19 protein-coding genes, 3 tRNA genes and 1 pseudogene are annotated in these 20,945 nt (G+C 65.9%); 8 read left to right on the top strand and 15 right to left on the bottom strand.

All coding sequences use genetic code 11. The annotated features are described in order from the left end of the window. From C1878_RS16365 to C1878_RS16305, 13 genes and pseudogenes are all read right to left on the bottom strand, one after another. Window positions 1–652, bottom strand: a pseudogene (locus tag C1878_RS16365) (hypothetical protein); the annotation flags it as partial. A gap of 282 nt (window positions 653–934) precedes the next feature. Next, the gene (locus C1878_RS16360) at window positions 935–2,395 is read right to left on the bottom strand and encodes a helix-turn-helix transcriptional regulator (RefSeq protein WP_158539854.1); all 1,461 of its coding nucleotides are present in this window, start codon (window positions 2,393–2,395) and stop codon (window positions 935–937) included. Between the two features lie 182 nt (window positions 2,396–2,577). Continuing rightward, window positions 2,578–2,997: a SufE family protein gene (locus C1878_RS16355; protein WP_114602628.1), complete on the bottom strand. Its 420-nt coding sequence runs from the start codon at window positions 2,995–2,997 to the stop codon at window positions 2,578–2,580. Further along, window positions 2,951–4,222, bottom strand: coding sequence for an aminotransferase class V-fold PLP-dependent enzyme (locus tag C1878_RS16350; RefSeq protein WP_114602627.1), 1,272 nt, complete (start codon window positions 4,220–4,222; stop codon window positions 2,951–2,953). Before C1878_RS16350 ends, C1878_RS16355 begins: the two co-directional genes overlap by 47 nt. Beyond that, entirely contained in the window at window positions 4,219–4,656 is a 438-nt protein-coding gene (locus tag C1878_RS16345) for a hypothetical protein (protein WP_114602626.1), read from the bottom strand. The genes C1878_RS16350 and C1878_RS16345 overlap by 4 nt, the downstream gene beginning before the upstream one ends. Before the next feature lie 68 nt (window positions 4,657–4,724). Continuing rightward, complete coding sequence (locus C1878_RS16340; RefSeq protein WP_114602625.1) at window positions 4,725–6,260, bottom strand: fucose isomerase; 1,536 nt, start codon at window positions 6,258–6,260, stop codon at window positions 4,725–4,727. 109 nt (window positions 6,261–6,369) lie between these two features. Further along, the gene (locus C1878_RS16335) at window positions 6,370–6,708 is read right to left on the bottom strand and encodes a hypothetical protein (RefSeq protein ID WP_114602624.1); all 339 of its coding nucleotides are present in this window, start codon (window positions 6,706–6,708) and stop codon (window positions 6,370–6,372) included. 120 nt (window positions 6,709–6,828) lie between these two features. After that, on the bottom strand, window positions 6,829–8,301 hold the full coding sequence (locus tag C1878_RS16330; protein WP_114602623.1) for a CynX/NimT family MFS transporter: 1,473 nt from the start codon (window positions 8,299–8,301) through the stop codon (window positions 6,829–6,831). A 140-nt stretch (window positions 8,302–8,441) separates the two neighbouring features. Continuing rightward, on the bottom strand, window positions 8,442–9,920 hold the full coding sequence (locus C1878_RS16325; protein ID WP_114602622.1) for a nitrate/nitrite transporter: 1,479 nt from the start codon (window positions 9,918–9,920) through the stop codon (window positions 8,442–8,444). Window positions 9,921–10,043: 123 nt separating this feature from the next. Then, window positions 10,044–11,102 (bottom strand): amidohydrolase family protein, encoded by a 1,059-nt coding sequence (locus tag C1878_RS16320; protein ID WP_114602621.1) that lies wholly within the window; start codon window positions 11,100–11,102, stop codon window positions 10,044–10,046. Between the two features lie 132 nt (window positions 11,103–11,234). Continuing rightward, the gene (locus tag C1878_RS16315; RefSeq protein ID WP_114602620.1) at window positions 11,235–11,432 is read right to left on the bottom strand and encodes a hypothetical protein; all 198 of its coding nucleotides are present in this window, start codon (window positions 11,430–11,432) and stop codon (window positions 11,235–11,237) included. Between the two features lie 72 nt (window positions 11,433–11,504). Further along, on the bottom strand, window positions 11,505–11,849 hold the full coding sequence (locus tag C1878_RS16310; protein WP_114602619.1) for an oxidoreductase: 345 nt from the start codon (window positions 11,847–11,849) through the stop codon (window positions 11,505–11,507). A 20-nt stretch (window positions 11,850–11,869) separates the two neighbouring features. Continuing rightward, window positions 11,870–14,272 carry a molybdopterin-dependent oxidoreductase gene (locus tag C1878_RS16305; RefSeq protein ID WP_114602618.1) on the bottom strand — a complete coding sequence of 801 codons (2,403 nt, stop codon included), beginning with the start codon at window positions 14,270–14,272 and terminating at the stop codon, window positions 11,870–11,872. A 1,072-nt stretch (window positions 14,273–15,344) separates the two neighbouring features. Here C1878_RS16305 and C1878_RS16300 point away from each other — a divergent pair. Then, window positions 15,345–15,419 (top strand) — tRNA-Asn (locus C1878_RS16300). Between the two features lie 47 nt (window positions 15,420–15,466). After that, a tRNA-Ile gene (locus C1878_RS16295) sits at window positions 15,467–15,541 on the top strand. A gap of 87 nt (window positions 15,542–15,628) precedes the next feature. Here the strand turns inward: C1878_RS16295 and trpS are convergent. Further along, complete coding sequence (gene trpS, locus C1878_RS16290; protein WP_114602630.1) at window positions 15,629–16,675, bottom strand: tryptophan--tRNA ligase; 1,047 nt, start codon at window positions 16,673–16,675, stop codon at window positions 15,629–15,631. 252 nt (window positions 16,676–16,927) lie between these two features. Between trpS and C1878_RS16285 the strand changes: the two genes are divergently transcribed. From C1878_RS16285 to C1878_RS16275, 3 genes are all read left to right on the top strand, one after another. Further along, window positions 16,928–17,269, top strand: a complete 342-nt coding sequence (locus C1878_RS16285) for a PadR family transcriptional regulator (protein ID WP_114602617.1) — start codon at window positions 16,928–16,930, stop codon at window positions 17,267–17,269. Beyond that, window positions 17,266–17,940 (top strand): DUF3887 domain-containing protein, encoded by a 675-nt coding sequence (locus C1878_RS16280; RefSeq protein WP_114602616.1) that lies wholly within the window; start codon window positions 17,266–17,268, stop codon window positions 17,938–17,940. The genes C1878_RS16285 and C1878_RS16280 overlap by 4 nt, the downstream gene beginning before the upstream one ends. Before the next feature lie 127 nt (window positions 17,941–18,067). Beyond that, complete coding sequence (locus tag C1878_RS16275; RefSeq protein ID WP_114602615.1) at window positions 18,068–18,580, top strand: DUF6125 family protein; 513 nt, start codon at window positions 18,068–18,070, stop codon at window positions 18,578–18,580. Window positions 18,581–18,607: 27 nt separating this feature from the next. Here C1878_RS16275 and C1878_RS16270 read toward each other — a convergent pair whose 3' ends face one another. Further along, window positions 18,608–19,219: a GGDEF domain-containing protein gene (locus C1878_RS16270; RefSeq protein ID WP_114602614.1), complete on the bottom strand. Its 612-nt coding sequence runs from the start codon at window positions 19,217–19,219 to the stop codon at window positions 18,608–18,610. Window positions 19,220–19,265: 46 nt separating this feature from the next. On the opposite strand from C1878_RS16270, the gene C1878_RS16265 reads away from it, so the two are divergent. The 3 genes from C1878_RS16265 to C1878_RS16255 all read left to right on the top strand — a co-directional run bounded on the left by C1878_RS16265 (window position 19,266) and on the right by C1878_RS16255 (window position 20,734). Beyond that, complete coding sequence (locus C1878_RS16265) at window positions 19,266–19,988, top strand: hypothetical protein (protein WP_147272978.1); 723 nt, start codon at window positions 19,266–19,268, stop codon at window positions 19,986–19,988. Between the two features lie 228 nt (window positions 19,989–20,216). Continuing rightward, entirely contained in the window at window positions 20,217–20,516 is a 300-nt protein-coding gene (locus C1878_RS16260) for a hypothetical protein (RefSeq protein ID WP_114602612.1), read from the top strand. 143 nt (window positions 20,517–20,659) lie between these two features. Continuing rightward, window positions 20,660–20,734 (top strand) — tRNA-Val (locus C1878_RS16255). Window positions 20,735–20,945 lie beyond the last annotated feature (211 nt).

The following is a 20,945-nucleotide window of genomic DNA, read 5'->3' as shown; positions in this document are numbered from 1 at the left end:
CGGGCAGCCTCGCGCCCAGGACGACGGACGCGCTCGCCTTGTCCTCGGCCCCGTCGACGAGCTCGCAGAAGCAGTCGCCGAGCTCGCTGACCCCGCACAGGACGCACGCCTTCTTGCCCGGTCCCGCAGACCCCGCGTCGTGGCCGGTGCGATGGGACGGGCGCCCGAGCCCGAACCACGGGTTGCGCGCGTGGTTGCCCGGCTGGGACCCGCGGAGGTACGTCCCGTCGACCTCGAAGGAGCCGCCCCGCAGGGGCGGCAGCCTGCGCCCCGTGACCTCGCACACGCGCATCCTCGTGCACCAGGCGGTGCAGAGCGACGTCCCGACGCGGCGCGCTGTCTCGCGCAGGGGCAGTGCGTCGGTCATGCGCGAGGCGAGCCCCGTCCACGCCGAGGGCGGCAGCTTCGAGCGGCCGAGCGGCCCGAGGGTCCCGGCGCCAAACGTGCGCGCGCGGCCCCGGCACGGCCAGCGCTGCGAGCCGGACGCGTCGGGGCCCTTCCTCGCGAAGGCGGGGCAGCCGCACCTCGGGCAGCGGTCGGGCTCGCCGCCCGAGGAGGCCGGGTCGTCGGCCATCGCCGACCTGAGCGCGCCGGCCAGCTCGCGCTTCTCCGCGAGGGGCATTCTCTTGATCTGGTCTATAATCCGGTCCATGGATCCTCCTCCTGGATGCTTCGTCGACGGCCGCATCATAGGGCGGGGGATCCTTTTCGCTGTCCCGAATTCGGGACTGTGTCAATATTGGTTTAACAGCGGAATCCGGCTTTTCGGCACGAAAATCACCGCAATGTTGCGTTTCGACCTCTCTTCTGCGTTCCCTCGCGTGGTGCGACGTGCAGCGAGCTGACGTTTGCGCAGGTCGTGAGGAAACGGCTTCTGGGAAGGGCTTTTCAGATGCAACATTCTGGCGATTTTCGTGCGCTGAATGGGAGAACCCTATTGCTCCACCGGGTATTCCTCGATGAAGTCCATGAGCTTTTGCTGGGAGTGGATGTCGAGTTTGCGGTAGATGCTGTAGATGTGGCTCTTCACAGTGTGCGGGGATATGGTGAGCTTGTTCTGGATGTAGGCGGCGTTGCGCCCCTTCGCCAGGAACTTGAGGATGTCGGTCTCGCGGGGCGAGAGCTGGTAGAGCTCGGCCACGGCGGCGCAGCGGCGCTCGAAGAGCTCCTTCTCGCTCAGGTTCGAAGGCACGACGGGCTGGGCCTCGCGGTCCTCGGCCGCGCCGCCGTCGGGCGCGTGGTGCTCGGCCGAGGGGAAGAACAGCATGACCACCACCACGAGCACGAACGCCATGCACAGCCGCACGATCATGAAGGCGTCGGAATGGGGGCCGTAGATCATGGTCATGGCCGTTGCCACGCTCCAGCCGATGAGGAAGCCCAGAGCGCTGAACGCGAGGCGCGCGGGAGCCTGCCTAAACACCGGCGTGTCCCAGCGCTCCACGCTCTTCTTCACGATGAAAGCGTAGTTCACGGACACGAACGCAGCCCACGAGGCCACGACCAGGCACGAGCACGCCAGCTGGAACACCTCGGTGGCGAAGGGCATGGCCAGGCACGCCAGAACGGTGATGCACAGCAGAACGCGTTGGATGACGGTGATGCCGACGGTTTTGCCCATCAGCGCGAGCACCGCGATCACGCCCGCGCCCACGATCACGAACAGCAGGCCCACGAGCACGTTTTGCGACCCGGAGTTGAACAGGTACACGAACGTGAGGCCGAACACGATGCCGAACGCCACGAGCGACGGTTCTATCTCCCAGGCGAACTTCCAGGTGTCCTTGCAGGAGCCGATGGGCGGGGCGTCGAGGTTGCCCTCGCCGCGCTCGCCGGCGAACCTGAGCAACCCCACGCTCAGCAGCGCGTAGACGATGCAGAACACCGGCTGCACGGCCTGGGGGACGAGCGCGGCGAGAGCGAAGAGCACGCCGCCGCCCACCAGCGACAGGCTCGTGAAGCGCGGGTAGCTCTGCACCCGGATACGGCTCCCCACATCCAGCCAGCTCACCGTGAGAGAGGCTCCGGCGAAGCCGGCGCACACGTTCACAATGCACAGAACGGGGGCGGGGACGGGCACGTCGAAGCTCAGCAGCAGGGCGGCGAGGGGCAGCAAGAGGGCCAACGCGGCGTCGGTTACGAGCGCGGGCAGCTTGAAGGGGTTGAACTTCGCGCTCTTGCTGGCGAAGTGCAGCGTCAGGTAGCCCAGGGCCATGCCCGCGAACACGAACAGCTGGATGCCGTCGCGCTCGCCAACCGGGGTGTCCTGGATGAACTCCGCGAACAGCCAATAGTACGAGACGAGCATCCAACCGAAGAAGCAGGCGAAACCGCCTATGCCCAACAGTTCCATGGCGCCGATGCGGCGCTTCGAAGAAGCCTTGCCCTCGTCCATCGATCCCCCCTGCGGTGCCCGGCCGAAACGACATAGGAGAAACTGAACACGGTCGCTGCGCCCTGGCCAAGCACCTCCGCAGAACGCGAACCCCAACATCTCCGAAAATCCAGTATACCGCAAAACCCGGAATGAGCGAACCGTCCTCCGACCGGTTGGAGGATATGGAGAGTGCGGGCTGATCAGCGTTCTTTGCGAGGGGCCGTTCCGCCCGCTATCTTGTCGACGACCGCTGCCAACCCCCGCAACTGGATTTTGGTGAAATGGCGCGAGAACGCCTCGTCGACGAGCAGGCCGCACGAGTAGCCGGCGAGTTCGTCGAGGCGTCTGCCGTCGAACAGCTCCTCCAAAAGGGCGAGGGCCCCGCGGATGGCGATGGACTCCGAGTCGCCGACGAGGCGCACGGTGCCGTCGTCCAGCAGTCGCACGTCGATCCATGTTTTGACCTGGCATTCCCTGACGAGGTGCTCGTCGTCGCGCAGGCTTTCGGGATAGGGCTCGGCATCGCCGGCGCAGGCTACGAGGTAGGCGTACTGCAGAACGGGGTCTTCCAGCTCACGCAGGTCGGCCAGAATGTCCTCTTCGGTTTCGCGCACGTCCACGGACGCCGCCTCCTTTCAGTACGAGCGAGGCCTTCGCGAGCGCGGCGAGCAGGCGGTCTATATCGTCCTCCGAAGTGAAGGGGGCGACCGACGCGCGCACGGCCCCGACGCATCCGAGCGCCTCGAGGTAGGGCTGGGCGCAGTGATGGCCCGAGCGCACGGCGATGCCGAATCCGTCGAGCAGCTTCGCCCAATCGAAGGGCGAGGCGACGTCGACGGAGAAGGAGAGGCATCCGGTTCTCCCAGTCGCCCGCCCCAGCACCCGCACGCCTTCGACGTTCGCGAGCCCCGCCTCCAGCCGTGCGACCAGCCGCCTCTCGTGCAGCCGGCAGGCGTCCAGGTCGTGCGCGCGCCAGTAGCGCACGGCGCCCGCCAACCCGACGGCCCCGTCGATGGGCGGGGTTCCCGCCTCGAACCGCTCGACGCCGTCGGAGAAGAGGGCGCGGTCTTCCGTCACCTCCGTCACCGTGCCGCCGCCGAACGCGACGGGCTCGAGCGTCTCCAGCAGCGGTCCGCGCACCCAAAGGCCGCCGATGCCGGTGGGCGCGCCCAGCTTGTGTCCGGAGAACGCGTACATGTCGCAACCGAGGGCGGACACGTCGGTGGGAAGGTGGACGACCCCCTGCGCCCCGTCCACGACCACCGCGGCGTCGCTGCGCCCGTGCACGATGCCGCTCAAAAGCGCGCAGTCGTTGGCGATGCCGGTGACGTTCGAAAGCTGCGTGAACGCGACGATCTTCGTGCCCTCGTCCACGAGCGCGCGGAAGGCGTCCACGTCGAGCGCACCCTTGCCGTCCACGGGCGCGACGCGCAGATCGCAGCCGATCCTGCGCGCCAGGCTTCGCCAGACGAGGATGTTGGAGTGGTGCTCCATCGCGGTGATGACGACGTTCGATCGCTCGTCGAGCCGCGGGGCCAGCATGGCGGCCGCCTTGTTGAGGGAATCGGTGGTGCCGGAGGTGAACACGAGCTCTTGCTCGCTTCCGCCGATGAACTCCGCAGCGGCGCGGCGCGCTTCGTCGTAGCGCTGCGACGACTCCTCGGACAGCGTGTGCACGCCGCGATGGATGTTCGCGTAGCTGTTCGAGCGGAAGGCGCACAGCTCGTCGAGCACGAGCCGGGGCATGGGCAGGGTGGCGGCGCTGTCCAGGTAGACGAGCGGCCGGCCGTTCACCGTGCGGGCGAGGAGGGGGAAGTCGCCGCGCGCGAAAACTCCGCGTTTCATTTCCGGCTCCCGTCGCCCTGCGCCTCCAACGCCGAGAACACGAGGTCGGCCAGCTCGTCGGTCGTGTCGGCCAGCCCTGCGCGCAGACCGTCGAGCACCACGCCGAACTCCCGCTGCAGGGCCATGACGAGCAGCGCCTGCTTCGTGTCGACCGACCGCGCGCCGTCGCAGGTCGCCGGGCGCTCGGCTTCGAGCACCCGGTCGGGATCGGTCCTGAGCGCTTTGGCTAGGCTTTCCTCGGCAAGCGCCTCCAGCGAACGGTCCGGCGCCTCTGTTGCCTCGAGGCCGAATTTCGCCAGCACGTACCAAAACAGGCGCTCGCGCAAAAGCTCGGCGGTCAACGTGCCTTCGGCGTGCTCAGCCCGGGCGGCGTCGACCTGCTCCGCCGCTGCGCGCTTGTCCGCCAGCAGCCTCTCTTTGATGTCGCGGCGCATTCGGCCCCCCTTCCTCTATCGGACCCACGCGGCGCGACCGGGTCCCCGGTCGCGCCGCGTGGGTCGCGCTAGGCGCGCACGGGCTCCAGGCCCAGGCGCTTCGCCAGTTCTTCCAAGTCGTCGGCGATGTCGCCGTACACGAGCGGCAGGTGCAGGCCGAAGCGCATCTGCTTCTTGAACAGGTCGCGCGTGTCGGCCACCTTGAACACGAAGCCGCCGTTGCAGTTGTCGGTGTCGAAGCCGGTGCCGGCCACGATCTCCCCCGACACGATGAGCATCTCGTCGAGGTTGGGGGAGATGCGGCACAGCGTGATCTTCTGCCCGGCGTCGGCGGTGAAGTCGTGACGCTGGATGGCGCCGAAGCCCTGGTCGTAGGCGAAGTGCCGCAATGCGTACGCGTCGGCTGCCGCCTCGAGGCCGTGGAGCTTGCGGCAGGGCGTGGAGTGGATGACCGAGTACATGTTCGCCGCGTCCTCGAGCGAGATGCCGGCCACGTCCTCCTCGTGCACGTTCACCGGCCATTCGACATGGCCCTCCGTCACCACGACGGGCAGCGTGTTTCCCATGTAGGCGGCGCTGTTCGAGAGCGCCATCTCGGCGATCATGCACACGACGGAGGTGACGTCGTACTCGCAGGCGCTTCCGAAGCCCTGCTCCAGGTTGAGCGAGTGCGCCAGGCAGAACGTGAACTGCTGCTCGTTCAGGCGGCGCGTCGAGCAGGCGTCGGGGCAGGGGGCGGTGAAGCCGGAGCAGTCGTAGAGGTCCATGAGCTTCTGCACGACGGTCCAGGCGACGAGCGATTTGACCACGAACCTCTTGTCGACGACGCAGGGGTCGGCGGAGGCCATGAGCTCGTTGGCCATCTCCTCGCAGCGGGCCACCTCCTCGGGCGTGATGTTGGGCGTGGCGCGGCCGGGCGTGGTGGCGTTGCCCTCCTCGGGCAGCGGGCTCATCATGTCCATGAGCTCGTGCACGTTCACGTGGCGGAAATGGCATCCAAGCTGCCGTGTGACGTCCGACAGGCAGGTGAACGAGTCGTTGCCGCCCGCTTTGGGCGTGGTGGAGTCGAAGCGGGGCGCCAGCAGGATGTTCGCCGTGCGCACGGCCTTCTCGGCGCGCAGGATGGAGCAGTAGCGCGCGACCTCCGGCCAGTCGAAGGCCGGGAGGACGTCGGCGCCGCGCCGTAGGGCCGGCGCGGTGGACATGGCGCCGAACGACTTCGTGGGGTTCATGACCACGGGCTTGCCCGTGCGGCAGCAGAACTCAACGAGGATCTGGTTCGCGCCGAAGTTCGACATGACCACGTAGAGGTCGGTCTTCTGGTCGTCGGCCAGCATCTCCTCGAAGTAGGAGTCCTTGATGTCCCAGTCGTCGGTGCCGCGCACGATGGCGGGCTCGAGCACGTTCGCGCCCGTCGACGCCACGTACTTGTCCACGTTGGCCAAAAAGCCCTTGAGCATCTTGCCCTGCACGATGGCGTCGAACCCGGGTTTGATGGCGTCTCCGCCGGCCATGCGGCACGGCCCCTCGTAGTAGTACTGGTGCTCGAAGCCGATGAACACGGGCTTCACGGTGAGCTTGATGTCGGCGACGCTTCGTTTCATGGACGTACCCCTTTCGGTTGGATGGTTGCGGACGCGTCGGGGGCGCTGGCGTTGCGCCGTGCCCCCGACGCGTCCGGGTGCTGAGAGCCGGCACCCGGGCCTTCGCGGTTCACGCCATGCCGGGCGGCTTGATGCCGCGCTCGCGCACGACGTCGTCGACCGACGCCATGCCCAGCTCGCGGCAGGCGCTCGCCACGCCTGGCGTGGCGCCCGTCGCGGCGTCCACGTCCCCGGCAGACGCCGCGCTCACGCCCGGAGGGGCGCATGCGGGCAGGGGCGCCTTTTCCCGAGCGGGGTCGAGCGCGGCCGCCGCGTCGGCCAAGCTCGTCGCGGCGGTGACGGCGTCCACATCGCCCCCGGCGCCGATGCCCTCGGCCGGGCAGGTTGCCCCGGTGACGGCGTCGAGGCTCTCGCCGGTCGGATGTTCGTTCGTTTGCCGTTCTCGCATGTCTTTTCGCTCCGTTTAGCTTCGTGCAATCGTATGCGCGGGTGGGCTTTCGCCTCTTGCCTCGCGTTCGGTGTCCGGCGGTTGCGCGCCGCAGCGCAGGGCTTTGCGGCGCGCTTTTGCCTATGCGGCGGGAAGCCGGTCTTCCGCGGCTGCGGTGATCTCGTCCGCCTGGCCGCCTTCGCTCTCGTCTTCCTCGAACACCGGCGGCTTCATGGCCACGTAGACGATCCACAGGACGGTTCCGACGGCTGCCGTGACCGCGCACAGCGGCGCCACGTTCGTCCACACCTGGGCCTCGCCGATGACGTAGCCCACCACCGGCGTGCACAGCAGGTTCGAGATGCCCTGGAAGAAGATGATGATGGCCATGCCGATGGGCATGGTGACGCGCTTGGGCATGGTCACGGGCACCATCGACCACACCACCCCGCTCGTCCAGCCGCTCTCCAGGCCCAGGAGCACCAGGTAGTAGGGCAGGTACTCGTAGGGGATGAGGAACGCCCCCACGTAGAAGAACGCGCAGAATCCGGCGATGACCACCATGACGTTGCGCGCCTTGATGGTCTGGAACTTCCCCAGCAAAAACGCCGTCACGAGCGCCATGGGGATGGAGGCCGCGAAGCCGAGCGAGGCCATGGACCCGCCGGACACGCCCGCGGAGGCCTGCGCGTCGGCAAGCGCCACGCCGTCGGCGAGGAGCCTGTTCAGTTCGATCTCCTGCACGTAGGTGGGCACCCACGTGAGCACCGAGAGCGACGTGAACATGAGGAAGCAGAAACCCAGGCCGAACAGCCACATGCGCTTGACCTTGAAGCCCTCCAACAAGATAGAGGCCGGGCGGTGCTGCCTTTGGCCCGTCTCGCGCTCCTTCTTGGCGGCCACGCCCTTGCCGACATGCGGCACGCTCACGAACAGCGCGAACACCACGAACGCCACGAGGGCGAGCACGTCGGAGAACCACCACCACGCGTGCCAGTTGTGCGGGTCGCCGGTGAGGGCCAGGGCCACGGGCACGCCGATGTTGTAGGCCAGCGTCGAGCCCACGACGTACCAAAGGTTCCATATGCCCATGGGCAGCCCCGCCTTCTCGCGGGGGAAGTACATGGAGATGACGGTGGTGGCCACCACGCCCATCATGGCCACGCCGATGCCCTCGAGCACGCGCCCGACGATGAGCTGGGCGAACGTGGGCGACAGAGCGCCCACGGCGCACCCGACCACCATGAAGGCCAGCCCGAACAGGCCGATCTTCTTCGGCCCGAAGCGGTTGAGCAGAAACGCCGACGGGAACGCCGTCACGATGCCGGCCACGGCGATGACCGACATGAGCCAGCCGGTCGTGCCGGGGTCGGTGTGGAAGTCGGCCATGAGGGCCGGCATGAACGTGGGGACCTTGAACTGGTTCATGATGACGATGATGCCGCAGAACAGCATGGCGAACAGCACGATCCAGCCCTTGCGCTGGCGATTCCGCGTCTCGTCGATGCCGGGGTTCGGGCCGCTGGGGGAGGGGGAGGGCCGTGCGGAGTCGGTCGAAGGATGTGCGGCGCCAGTGCCCGCCGCATCGCGGGTTTGCTTGTTGTATTCGCTCATGATCGATCCCTTCTCCCCAGGGAAGCGGGGATACAGGCTTGGCGGAAAGGCCGTCCGCTCACGCTTCGGGCGCCGCGCGACGGCCTTGTCGAAGGGCCCGCCCCGGACCTGGGACCGGGGCGGGCGGATAAGGCGAGCGGCTAGTGCTGAGCGGCCGCGTCGCCCTCGGAGGGCTTGCCGGCGGGCGCGCCAGCAGCCTGCTTCTTGGAGGGCATGACGCCGAGGCTCAAGACGCAGCCGACGACGCCGATGGGCACGAGCGCCCAGAAGGCGAGCATCGGGTCGACGTGGATGCCCTGGGCGACGGCCTCCTGCACGGCCTGGCCGATGGCCGGGCCGAAGTCGGCCGAGGTGCCGCCGGAGGCGAGCACGGCCTGCTTGGCGTTGATGGCCACGTTGGAGGCGGCGGTGAGGCCGTCGTTGAACGGGGCGAGCGCGTAGCTCGTGACGATCTGGCCGGCGTACTGGCCGAGCGTCAGGAACGACAGGCCGAACGCCACGGCGGTGGCACCGCCCTTGAACACGAACGTCGGCACGAGCGGGCGGCAGCAGGCGTTCAGCATCATGTTGCCGATGCAGAAGAAGATGACGTACGGGATGAAGAACTCGGCGTGGAAGGCCAGCGCGGAGCAGATGGTCAGGCCCAGGATGCCCACGACGACGCACAGGAACTTCTTCGACTTAGGCGTCTTGTCGAGGATCAGGCCGCCGAGCGGGGCCAGCGCGCCGCAGGCGACGATCAGGCCGCCCCAGAGGCCGGCGGTCGTGGCGTCCCAGCCGAAGCCGCCCAGCAGTTCGGGAGTCTGCAGCCATGTCTTCAGGTACTGGCTGAACGCGTAGTTCATGTAGTTGAAGATGGCGAACATGATGATGAGGCACCACAGCTGGCGGCTCTTGAAGAACTTCAGCACGGCCTTGAGCGGCTTGCGCTCAGGAGAGACCTGCGAGCGCTCTTCGGGCTTCGGGTCGCGGAACACCACGGCGAACAGGATGCCGCACAGGGCGGCCACGGCAACCCACACCCACTGGAGGTTCGCCATGTTGGAGCCCACCACGTGGTACACGCCGTCGTTCACGAAGTTGGACAGGAAGATGCCCACCGGAGCCCAGCAGGACCAGATGGCCATGGCGCGCCCGCGCGTGGAATCCGGGAACCAGGTCGACACGCAGGTGGGGCCGGCGACGACGGTGGTGGACAGGCCCAGGCCCAAGATGAAGCGGCCGGCCAGGAACACGTAGAAGTTGCCGCCCACGAACGCCGCGCTGATGGCGGAGCCCACGACCGCGCAGCCCACGCCGATCAGCGTGGTGGCCTTCGGGCCGAACTTGCGCACGAGGAACGTGGTGGGCAGCGCCATGATAAGGGCGCCGATGGGCACGAGGCCCATGACGTTTGACAGCAGGCCGAAGTTCGCGGGGTTCGCGAAGAACGAGTTGTTCTCCGCCAGCCAGTTCTTGAACACCGGGAACGTGATGCCCGGAAGCCACATCCAGGCGAACACGATGCCCACGGCCGCCAGCAGCGACACGATCAGGCACGGCCATGCGTACGACGGCGTCTTCTCCACGGGCTTGGCCGCGGGAGCGCCTGCGGTAGCAACAGCAGCAGGATTACTCATAGTTTCCCCTCTTTCAGACGCCTCCTTGCGGGCGTCGACGAGTTTTCCGGCGGGGCGCCCGTTGCGCGCCCCGCCGCACGATACGCAACCTCGAAGCGGTTGCGGCGGGAAGTCGTTTCAGCCTTACAGGTTGAACAGCTTCGCGGCGTTGCCGCCCAGCATGAGGTCCTTGTCCTCCTGCGGCACGTCCATGGCGTTGATGGACTCCACGGAGCGGGCCATCCACTCGTAGAACACCGGGAACGAGGAGCCCAGCAGCAGGTGGTCGGCGCCGCACACCTTCGCCGCGCACTCCAGCTGGTCCTTGCCCCAGCTCATGGGGTGCGTCATGTCGAAGAAGATGTTGTTGGCCAGGTAGCGGTCGTACGCCTCGTGGTCGACGTTGGTGGCCAGGCGGTTCATGGCCTCCTTCTTCTTGGTCGACTTGTGCGGGGCGAGGATGTTCTGCAGGCCGAACCAGTTGCCGCCGAACATCGTGTGGATGAACTTGAGGTCGGGGAACTCGTCGAACATGCCGGAGTAGATCTCGCGGCCCACGGCGGCGGCCTGCGCGTGGATGCGGCCGAGCTCGCGGCGGAGCACCGTGTACTCGTCGAAGTTCGCGTAGGCGTTCTGGCCGGGCGTGTGGTGGATGACGGCCGGGACCTTCTTCTCGTTGAGGACCTTCAGGTAGGGCTTGAACATGTCGTCGTCGAGGAAGCGGTCGCCGTAGCAGCAGGCCAGCTGCACGCCCACCATGCCCAGCTCGTCGATGCAGCGCTCGAGCTCGGCCACGTCCTCCTTGCGGCCCCACGGCGGCACGACGGCGTTGGCGTACAGGCGGCCGTTCGAGCGCTTGCACATCTCGGCGGCCTGGTCGTTCACGATCTTGCAGGTGTCGAGCGAAAGCCATTCCTGCCACACCGGCATGCGCAGAAGGGCGATGTCCACGCCGTTCTCGTCCATGGCCTGCAGCTTCGTCTCGAGCGTGTAGTCGCCCTCCACGTAGTTCAGTATCTGCTTGCCTTCGGGGTACTCAAGGATGAGCTGGTCCTTCGCGCCGTCCGGCGTCTTGTCGATGTAGGCCTTCATGCCGAACGCGATGGGTGCCGAGTACAGGAACCCGTGCAGGACCTCCTCGTTGGTGAACAGGTCGGTGGGCAGGAAGTGCATGTTGATATCGATAACCTTGTTTTCCGCCATTGCTTTCCTCCTTCTCAGGTGTGGGGGCTCGTCCAAGATCGCGCTTGCGGAGCGCTCTCGCTTGCGGAGGGCAAGCGCGATCTCGCACGGCCCGTGCGTGCGGTGCCGCCGCGAGGGCGGCACCGCGTGAGCCTATCGGTAGATCGGGGTGACCTCGCCCTGCGCTATCTTCTTCATGTTGGCGGAGTTGCGGTCCTTCCAGTCGATGCGGCCTTGCTCCCGCTGCTGCTGCGTCACCTCGCGGCTGAACTCGTGCGGCAGGCGCACGTCGACGTGCATCAGCTTCTCGGCGATGCGCCCGCCGAAGTCGTCCTCGAATTGCTGAGCCATGTCTTGCCCTCCTTCCTTGCTCGCTCGTTCGTGCCGGAGCGCGCCCTGCGCCGCTCCGGCGGGGGATATGACCTACGCCTCGTTGATGGCGACGATCATCTGCTTGGGGGCCTCGATCTTCTTCGCGAGGTCTTCCACCGGGCCCCAGTCGAGGCACTGCGCCTGGCAGTGCTGCACGCAGGTGGGCTGCTTGCCCTTGCCCACGCGCTCGGCGCACATATCGCACCACTTGGTGAACTGGGGGATGAAGTCGTACTGGTAGTCCTTCTTGGCCTCGTCGATATGCAGCGGGCCCAGCTTCGTGATCTTCAGACCGAACTCGCGCTCGGAGTAGCCGTGCTCCTGCTGGCAGGCCAACACGCAGGCCTCGCAGCCGGTGCAGTAGTCGACGTCGACCAAAATTCCCTGATAAGCCATGTCTTTTTCCTTTCCGGCTGCTATTCGGCCTTGTAGATCTTGCACATCATGGCCTTGTAGTTCGAGCCGAAGCCCGAGACGCCGGCGTCGAAGGGCACGAGGTTGTTGATGTTGGACTCGAGCACGCCGAACAGGCCGGCCTTCTCGTCTTCCACGTTCTCCTCGGCAGCGTCCTTGCGCTCCGGGAACCACCAGCCGTGCTCCGCCTGCATGACGCGCGGGTCGTAGGTGTCGTTGAACGAGGCCTTGTACTTGCACTTGCCGTGCTTGTTCTCCAGCCAGATCCAGTCGCCTTCCTCGATGCCGTTTTCGGCGGCCGTGTCGGGGTGGATGTACACGAGCGGGTCGGGGTGCAGGCTGCGCAGCTTCGTCACCTGGCGCTGCTCGGAGTGGAAGAAGTGCGGCACGCGGGCGCCGGAGGTCACGATGTAGGGGTACTCGGCGGTGTCCTCGGGGGCGCTGTAGGGGCTCTCAACCGGCTCGACGTAGCTCGGCAGCGGATCGAGGCCCGACCACGACGTGTGGTGGAACACCATGGAGTAGATCTCCGCGCGGCCCGTCTCGGTGCGGAAGCCCGGCTGGCCGTCGGGGCGCAAATCGCCCGTCTCGTACTTGCGGTACTTGAACTCGGGGTACTTCCAGGTGGACTCGCGCAGCTCGTCCCAGGTGAAGCCGCCGTCCTCGAGCGCGTAGTCCCACATCTCCTGCACGTCGTCCCACGGCCAGGCGATGTCGTTGTTCTCGGGCTTGATGGCCTGCGTCAGGCGCTTGCCCAGCTCGAGGAATATGGTGTTGTCGGGCTTGGAGTCGCCCACGGGCTCGATGGCTTTGTTGATGCAGCTGATGCGGTAGGCGTTCAACCCTCCGAAGCCGTCGCGCTCCTCGTAGGTGGCGGCGGGCAGCACCACGTCGGCCAGGGCCATCATCGTGGGGGTCATGAACAGGTCGGACACCACGATGAAGTCGATCTGCTTGTACCATTCCAGCTGCTGCTCGGCCTGGGCGCCCATGGTGGCCAGGAAGTTGTTGGTCACGATGTAGGCCGCGCGGATGGGGATCTCGCCGCGCTGCCACGCCTCGATGGTGGCGTTGGAGGACAGGTTCTTGAAGCCCACGGCGAACATGGGGTAGCGCTCCACGCCGATGCGCTTGGACTGCTCCTCCTCGGTCATGAGCTCGTCCCAGCCCCAGGTGCCCGTCCAGTTCGGCTGCTCGATGCCCCAGCACGCGTCGCCCATGACGTTGCCGCCGGGGATGTCCAGGTTGCCGGTGATGCACCACATGGCCGTGATGGCGTGCGCGGCCTGCTGGCCGCCCGTCTGCTGGTCGAGCGCCACGCCCCACTGGATGGCGGCGGGATGCGAGGTGGCGTAGGTGCGGGCCACGCGCTGGACGTCCTCCTTGGACACCCAGGCCTTCTCGCACAGGTCGTCCAGGTCCATCTCGGCGACGCGCTCGCACACGGCCTCCAGGCCGTACACCCACTTGTCGCAGAAGTCCTGGTCGTAGAGCTTCTCGTCGCAGATGACCTTCAGCATGGCCATGGCCAGCGCGCCGTCGCCGCCGGGGCGCACGCGCAGCCAGTCCTCGCCGGCGCGGGCCGCGAGCCACGTGAGCTGCGGGTCCACCACGGCCACCTTCATGCCGCGCTTCATGAGGTCGGTGATCCAATGGCCGTAGAAGCCGTCGGCGTTGCTGTAGAAGGGCTGGTGGCCCCACACGATGCAGTACTCGGGCACCGTGTAGCGGGGGTCGTCGTAGCGCTTGGGCAGGAATTGCGAGCAGTCCATGACGCAGGCGCCGCCCAGCATGCAGGCCATCGAGGCGATGCGCGGCAGGTAGCAGGAGTTGCCGGCGAAGTAGGGCACGCCCTCGTTCGGGGAGCCCACGCAGGCGTTCAAGCGCGTGACCTGGTGGATGTCGCGGCCCGTGCCCTGGCACATGGCGATCTTGTCGGCGCCGTAGGTGTCAACGACGCGCTTGAACTCGCGCGTGATGATGTCGTACGCCTCGTCCCAGCTGATCTCGACGAACTTGTCCTTGCCGCGGTCGGCACGGTCGCGCTTCATGGGATGCAGCAGGCGGTCCTCATGGTAGACGTAGTCGGGGATGCACAGGCAGCGGCTGCACAAACGGCCCTGGTTGTAGGGATCCTCTGGGTCGCCCTCCACCTTCACCAGCTTGCCGTCCTTCACATAGGACAGGATGCCGCACACGTTGTGGCATCCCGGCGCGGAGCGCGCGGTGCCGCGGATGACGGTCATGCCGTCCTCTTCCCACGTCCAAGGCACCTTCGGCGTCTCGGCGGCGGGGACGGGCGGGCGCGTTTCGGTCTTCTTCGGCAGGCGCGAGCCGCGGCGGTACTTCTTCCCGTTGGTCTCGCTCCAATGCTCCTGCACGGAGGCCTCAGCAGAATCGGCCATACTTTCCTCCTTTTTCGTTGTTCTCTCGTCGAATCTCGTCTCGATACTCAGGTCGTCTCTGGCCGGCGGGCCGCCGCAGCTTGCGCGCGCGGTGCGGGCTCGATACCGAACGAGCCCAGAATAAGGAGGATTTGTGAAGCAGCGTCCCCCATAGAGAATGAGGGGATCGTTTTCAGTATGTTGACCCGACGCCTTGGGGCGGTAATCCTATTGGTATGACGCGTTCATCTGGCGCGATGCCGATATAGGCAAGAAAGCGACGCTCGCTGCACCAAGGAGGAAGGACGTGCCGCGCGCGTTCGGACGGCGGGCGGTGCGGATGTAACGGCCCTTGGACCAAGGGCTGCAACCTCGGACGTTCGGCGCGCCTGCTGGGAGTCGAGTTGCCGGGTTTGAAGTGCCTGGGGCTCGGGAGCAAGGCCCGCGGCCTCGCTCTTCGGCCGCGATCCTGGCCGCGTGCCCGGGCAAGGGCTCGTTTCGCAAAGCCGAGCCCGTTCGGCGAATTGCGCGAAGCGCCCGAAGGTGCTGAAATGGCAGAAATTGCGAGTTGAGGGAATGTTTGACCGTTGGAACGGGATTGCAGGCGGCCTTGGGGAAGCAAAACCGCAGGTGGCAATATGTTAGCTTTGGCTTCCTATTCCCTGAACTCGATATCTCTGCCATTTCTTGCGCTCTCCGCTGTTAAGCCAGCATTGACATTCCGCAGGCCAACGAGTTGTCATCCTGAGCGAGCGGAGCGAGTCGAAGGATCCCGCGCGGCGCCAGCCGGAGGCGCCTCGGCTGTCGCCGCGCGGGATCCTTCGACTCCGGCGGATCGGCCTCGGCTCGGCGGCGGATCGTATTCTCGATCCGCCGGGCCGCGGTCGGCGCATTCTCGAGAGGGCTCCCGCCGCAAAGCGCCCGGCACCCTGGGCGCCGTCGCGCTTCGACGGGAGACCGGCCTGCGATCAGCCCCTCTCGCGGCCAGGTTCCACACCGCCTGAAAAAGTCGCGAAATTCGGTCTTGCGCAAAGGCTGTGATCCGGTATAATCTTCACTTGCGCGTTCCGAGAAAGGGAAGCGCACGGCTCATTCCTCGGTAGCTCAACGGCAGAGCATCCGGCTGTTAACCGGAGGGTTGTAGGTTCGAATCCTACCCGGGGAGCCATGATGATACGAGGCCAGGGGCTTGCGCCTCTGGCCTTTTTCGAATTCGGGCCTATAGCTCAATGGCGGAGCAGGGGACTCATAATCCCTTGGTTGCAGGTTCGAGTCCTGCTGGGCCCACCACCGAAACGACGGAAGCCCGCCGGAACCACAGGTTCCGGCGGGCTTCCTTGCGCGTGCGGCCGGTTCGCGGCATTGCGGCGCCTTTCGCTAGTACACCATGCCCATGGTCTCGCGCACCTCGTCGAGCGTGGCGTTTGCTATCTCGTTGGCGCGGCGGTTGCCCTCGTGCAGCACGTCCTCGATGTAGCCCATGTCGGCCAGCAGCTCCTCGCGGCGCGCGCGAATGGGGGCCAGGTAGGCGTTCACGTTCTCGGTGACGTACTTCTTGAGCGTGCCCGAGCCGCCGTCGCCGATCTCGGCGGCGATGTCGACCTCGGTGCGGCCCGTGCAGAGCGCGGCCGTGGTCAAAAGCGCCGACACGCCGGGTCGTCCTTCGGGGTCGTAGGTGATGTTGCGGTCGGCGTCGGTCTGCGACTTCTTGATGAGCTTCGCCGTCTCGGCGTCGGTGGCGGACAGGCTGATGGCGTTGCCGTAGCTCTTCGACATCTTGCGCCCGTCCAAGCCCGGAATGGCCGGCGCGTCGTTCAGCAGGCCGTCCGGCTCGGGGAACACGCGGCCGTAGCGCTCGTTGAAGCGGCGGGCAATCTGGCGCGTCTGCTCGATGTGGGGCATCTGGTCTTTGCCCACGGGCACGATGTTGCCCTTGCAGAACAGGATGTCGCACGCCTGGTGCACGGGGTAGGTGAGCAGAAGGCCGGTGAGCGCGTGGCCCGAGGCGTCCATCTCGGCCTTAACCGTGGGGTTGCGCAAAAGCTCGGACTCGGTCACGAGCGACAGAAACGGCAGCATGAGCTGGTTGAGCGCCGGCACGGCCGAGTGCGTGAAGATGATGGTCTTGGCGGGGTCGATGCCGCAGGCCAGGTAGTCCACCACCATGTTGCGTACGTTGTCGGCGATGTTCGCGGTGGTGTCGCGGTCGGTGATGACCTGGTAGTCGGCGATGATGATGCGGGTGGTAATGCCCATATCCTGCAGCGCCACGCGCTCGCGGATGGTGCCGAAGTAATGGCCCAGGTGCAGCCGCCCGGTGGGGCGGTCGCCGGTCAACATGGTGTACTTCTCGGGATGCTCGGGCAGATCGGCGCGGATCTCGTCGGAGCGCTTGCGGCTGGCTTCGTAGCTGTCGATGCTCATGAGGCTCGTCTCTTTCATGATCTTGAAGGGCAAAAACGTCGCTGACCAGTATAGCGTTTCTTCCCCGGGCCCGCTCCTGCGTTTGGCATCGGGCGAACGGTTTCGCGCGGGGCTTTCTCGGAGAAATGCCCGCGAAGCTCGTGCGGAAGGAGCGCCTCTCCATTGGAGCGCTTCCGATCTTTTTCCATTGTTGCGAAGTAATGCCAGATCATCTATACTTAGTATTGCTAAATAATAGAAACGGGGCGCTTGATGCAGCAAAGATTCGCTCAGCAGATGAAGAAGGGCGCGCTCGACATGCTGGTGCTGAAGCTTCTGGAACATGAGGAGAAGTACGGCTACCAGCTTATCAGCGAGCTGCGCGAGCGGTCGGGAGGGGCCGTGTCCCTCAAGGAGGGCACGCTGTACCCCTTGCTGTACCGGCTGGAGGACGGCGGCCTGGTGGCCAGCCGCACGGCGGCCAAGACGGCGAAGGAGCCGGCGCGCAAGTACTACGCCATCACGGAGCAGGGCCGCACGGCTTTGGGCGAGATGTTCGAGGTGTGGAGCGAGTTCAACGGGTGCGTGAGTTCGATCATGGAGGAGGAGCAATGAACCAGCGGTCCTATGCCAAGGCGGTGGCGAAGCGCTTGACGTGCTCGAAGGCGCGCCGCGACGAGTTCGTGCGCGACCTAGAGTCGGACATCGCCTCCGCGCTCGCGGAAGGCGAGACGTGGGAGCAGGTCGAGCGCCGCATGGGCGACCCCCGCGACGTTGCGCGGGATTTCAACGAGGACCTGTCCGATCGCGAACTCGCTGCCGGCAAGAAGCGCAAGCGCAACAAGGTCATCGGCATCGTGTCCGGCGCCGTGGTCGTGGTGCTGGTCGTGCTCGCCGCCGTCGCGTGGTGGGCCACGCCGAAGACCGCTCCGGCGGGCCAAGGCATAGGATTGAGCGAACAGGACGTTCTCGCGCAGGCGCAGAAGGTGGTTGCCCTCGTCGACGCAAGCGACTACGAGGCTATCTTCGCCTTGGCGCCCGAAAGCCTGCAGCAGACGATGACCAGCCGGGAATTCGCCGATGCGATTGAAGAGGCGCGCGCAACCGTTGGAGGCGGCGATTGGGGCTCCTTCGTATCGTTCGGCAACGCGTACGGGGTGGAGATCGTTCAGATGGGGCAGACGCAGGAGCTCACGGAGACGATGGTCGTCTACGAGAACGCCGTCATCACCTACACCATCACGTTCGATGGAAGCATGCAGTTGACGAACCTGTTCATGAAGTGAGCCCGTTTCGCAACGGGCCGCTTCTTAAGAGACTGCCCGTTGCGATCGATGCGGGGCTCCCCGAAACGGCTCCCGGCCTCTACTTCGCGCCCTCGTTTATAATGATGGGCGACGGAAGGAGCGTTCCATGAACGAGTCGGTAGAGAACCTGTCGCGCGAGCGGCTGGCGGCGCTTGTCGAGGCGTACGCCAAGAACGCCATCGCGCTCGACGGCGTGTGGTTCCAGGCGGCGGAGCGCGACGCCGGCATGGATGCGGCCATGCGCTACGACTGCGAGGCGTGGGAGCGCTTCGGCCTCACTGAGGCGCGTCGCTTGAAGAAGCTGCTGGGCCTGGGGGAGCGGCCGGGGCTCGACGGTCTGGCGGAGGCTTTGCCGCTGCGATTCCAATCGATGGCGAACGAGTGCACCGTGCGCCGCGAGGGCGACGCCGTGGTCTACCGCATCGAGACGTGCCGCGTGCAGCAGGCGCGCAAGGACAAAGGGCTCGGCTACCATCCCTGCAAAGAGGTGGGCGCGGTGGAGCATCCGTCGTTCGCCCGCGGCATCGACGAGCGCCTGGTCTGCGAGTGCCTGAGCTGCCATCCCGACGTGACCGACGACACCTGCAGCTGCGCGTGGCGGTTCACGCTGAAGGCGTAGGCGCTTCGGGTTCGAGGAGATGCGCCGCTAACGCGCGCGGCGGCCTTCCAGGCCCTCGCGATACCTCCGCTTGTCGGCGTACATGAGCTTGTCGGCGCGGTTCACCAGGATGCTCGCCGCCTCGCCGGCGTCGCTCCATACCGCGCCGATCGAGGCGCTGGCCACGTCGTCGCTCATCGCGCGTTCCCTGAGAGAGGCGGTGCGGGCCTCGAACTCGCTCCGTTCCAAGTTCGCGGCCAAGACGACGAACTCGTCGCCGCCTATGCGGTAGACGTTCCCGGGGAACAGATCGCACACCATGCCGCTCATGCGGCGGATCATGAGGTCGCCGTACGAGTGGCCCTGCGTGTCGTTGGCCAGTTTCAGGTCGTTGATGTCGACGAACACCACGCCGAACGATGCGGGCGGGCACGCGTCGAACTCGTCCAGCACCTCGAGGTACCGATTGCGGTTGCCCACGCCGGTCAGGCTGTCCACGCGCGAAAGCTCGCTCAGCCTGTCCAGAAGCTTCCGCTTCTCCAACTCGTTTTGGATGAAGTACGTCAGCGAGCGCAGCAGCATGAACTCCTCGGTGTTGCGACGCGGGTTGTCCACGCCCAAGAAGGCGACCATCTCGCCCGCGCCGTCGTGCACGGGCACAGCTATCAGCGAGTCGATGCCCTGCGGGGCGAGCGTTTTTGTACTCTTGAGAATCGTGGTCGAGCGTGTGCTCCGCGTCGATGATGCGCACCATGCCGACGGCCTCGAAGCTTTCCATCCAGCTTTCGTAGTCGTCGAGAGGGATCTCCTGCAGGTTCTCGATCTCGGGCGAGACGCCCGCGGCGCACCACTCGTAGGTGTTGCTCACGTTGCTGCCCGTCGTCGACTCGAACAGGTAGGCGCGGTCGGCGTCGTAGAACTCGCCGAGCACGCGAAGCAGCTCGTCGATGCCCGTGCCGCCTTCCGTATCGCCCGAAAGCGTCCGCGCGCAGCGTACGAGCGTGCGCTCCACGTCGAGGCGGGCCTGCAGGTTGCTGCGCTGCTCCATCTCCTCGGTCGAGTCGCTCGCCACCTCGAGGCGCAGGGTCTCGCCTTCGACTTCGATGAGCTTGTCGCGGCAGGTGTAGTAGCGTCCGAGGCTTTCGTTGTACGTTTCGAAGCGGCAACGGCCTTCTCGCAGGAGCCGCTTGTTCGTGCAGCTGGGGCGCGGTTTGTCTCGTCCCTGCAGAACGGCGTAGCACTTCTTGCCCAGATACTCGCGCTCGGACACGCCCAGGACGGTGCGCCCGGCCTCGTTGAGGTACAGCAGCTCGTTCGTGTCGATGGTGGAAACGTATATGATGCTGTCGCTGGCTTCGGTGACGATGCTGGCGATGTCGGTTCTGTCCACGGCCGCGCTCCTTGTCGTTGCTCGATCGGATTATTATAGCCCCTTGCGGCAGGGAGGGCTCTTCAGCGCGCTCTCTCGTGCAACTATTCGCCGACCAGCGGAAACGGCATTAAAAAAGAGGCCGTCGGCGATATAATGGCCGTGAGGTCGCGGTTGCCCGCCTGATGCGACACGGCTCGGGGGACGCTTCCGCCCCGTCGATTCGAAGTCGTTCAAGAGCAGGTGCCCGGGCCGGAACGAGACTGACGGAACCGGGGAGGTGCGGGGATGATCGAGTGGATGGGCTTGGAACTGAATACCCATTGGCTGTCGCTGTTGTTCGCGAGTCCGTTGGGGCTGGTCGTTTTCTGGTTCCCCATCCTGCTCTTCGTTGCCTTCGTGGTTTCGGAATCGGCGGAGCCGCTGGAGCGCTTGGCCAGAAGAAGCGAGAGGCTCGGGCGGTTCATCGACAAGGCGAGGGAGAAGGGGCCCCGGGAGGGTTGGTCGGGCTACGTCCTCAGCGCGGTCGTGGTGGTGCTCCTTTTCTCTTGCGCAGGGTGGCTGCTCCTGTCCAACGGGGGGCGGTGAGGCGAAGGCGGTTGCCCATTCGCGTCCCGCGCCCGGCTCGTGCAGGAATTGAGAATTAGGGAGAATTAGCCAAAATCAGCCCTTGCGCGCCTGGCCGCCAACCGCTAGAATACTTTAGCACGTTGAAACGACAACGTGCCCATGGTCGCTTGGCTCAGCGGGAGAGCATCGCCTTCACACGGCGGGGGTCACAGGTTCAAATCCTGTAGCGACCACCAGAAACTCCAAAGCCCTCGGATCCCCGGGGGCTTTTTGATTCTCCGACAGAGGCTCCGAGAGGGCCGCCGTCCGTCACCCTTTTCGGGTTATAGGCCAAAATTTGTACCTTGAGTCTAATCGTAATCAATACGGTAGGGACCTGTTGTGTGAAGCTCGTGCCATGAGACTGCATTACCCCATCTAAGTATCGCTTCATCTCTTTCTTGGAGC

The sequence above is a fragment of the Gordonibacter sp. 28C genome (assembly GCF_003339845.1).
Taxonomy (GTDB): Bacteria; Actinomycetota; Coriobacteriia; order Coriobacteriales; family Eggerthellaceae; genus Gordonibacter.
The sequence above is the reverse complement of the archived record's forward strand: the minus strand, read 5'-3'. Positions and strand labels throughout refer to the sequence as shown.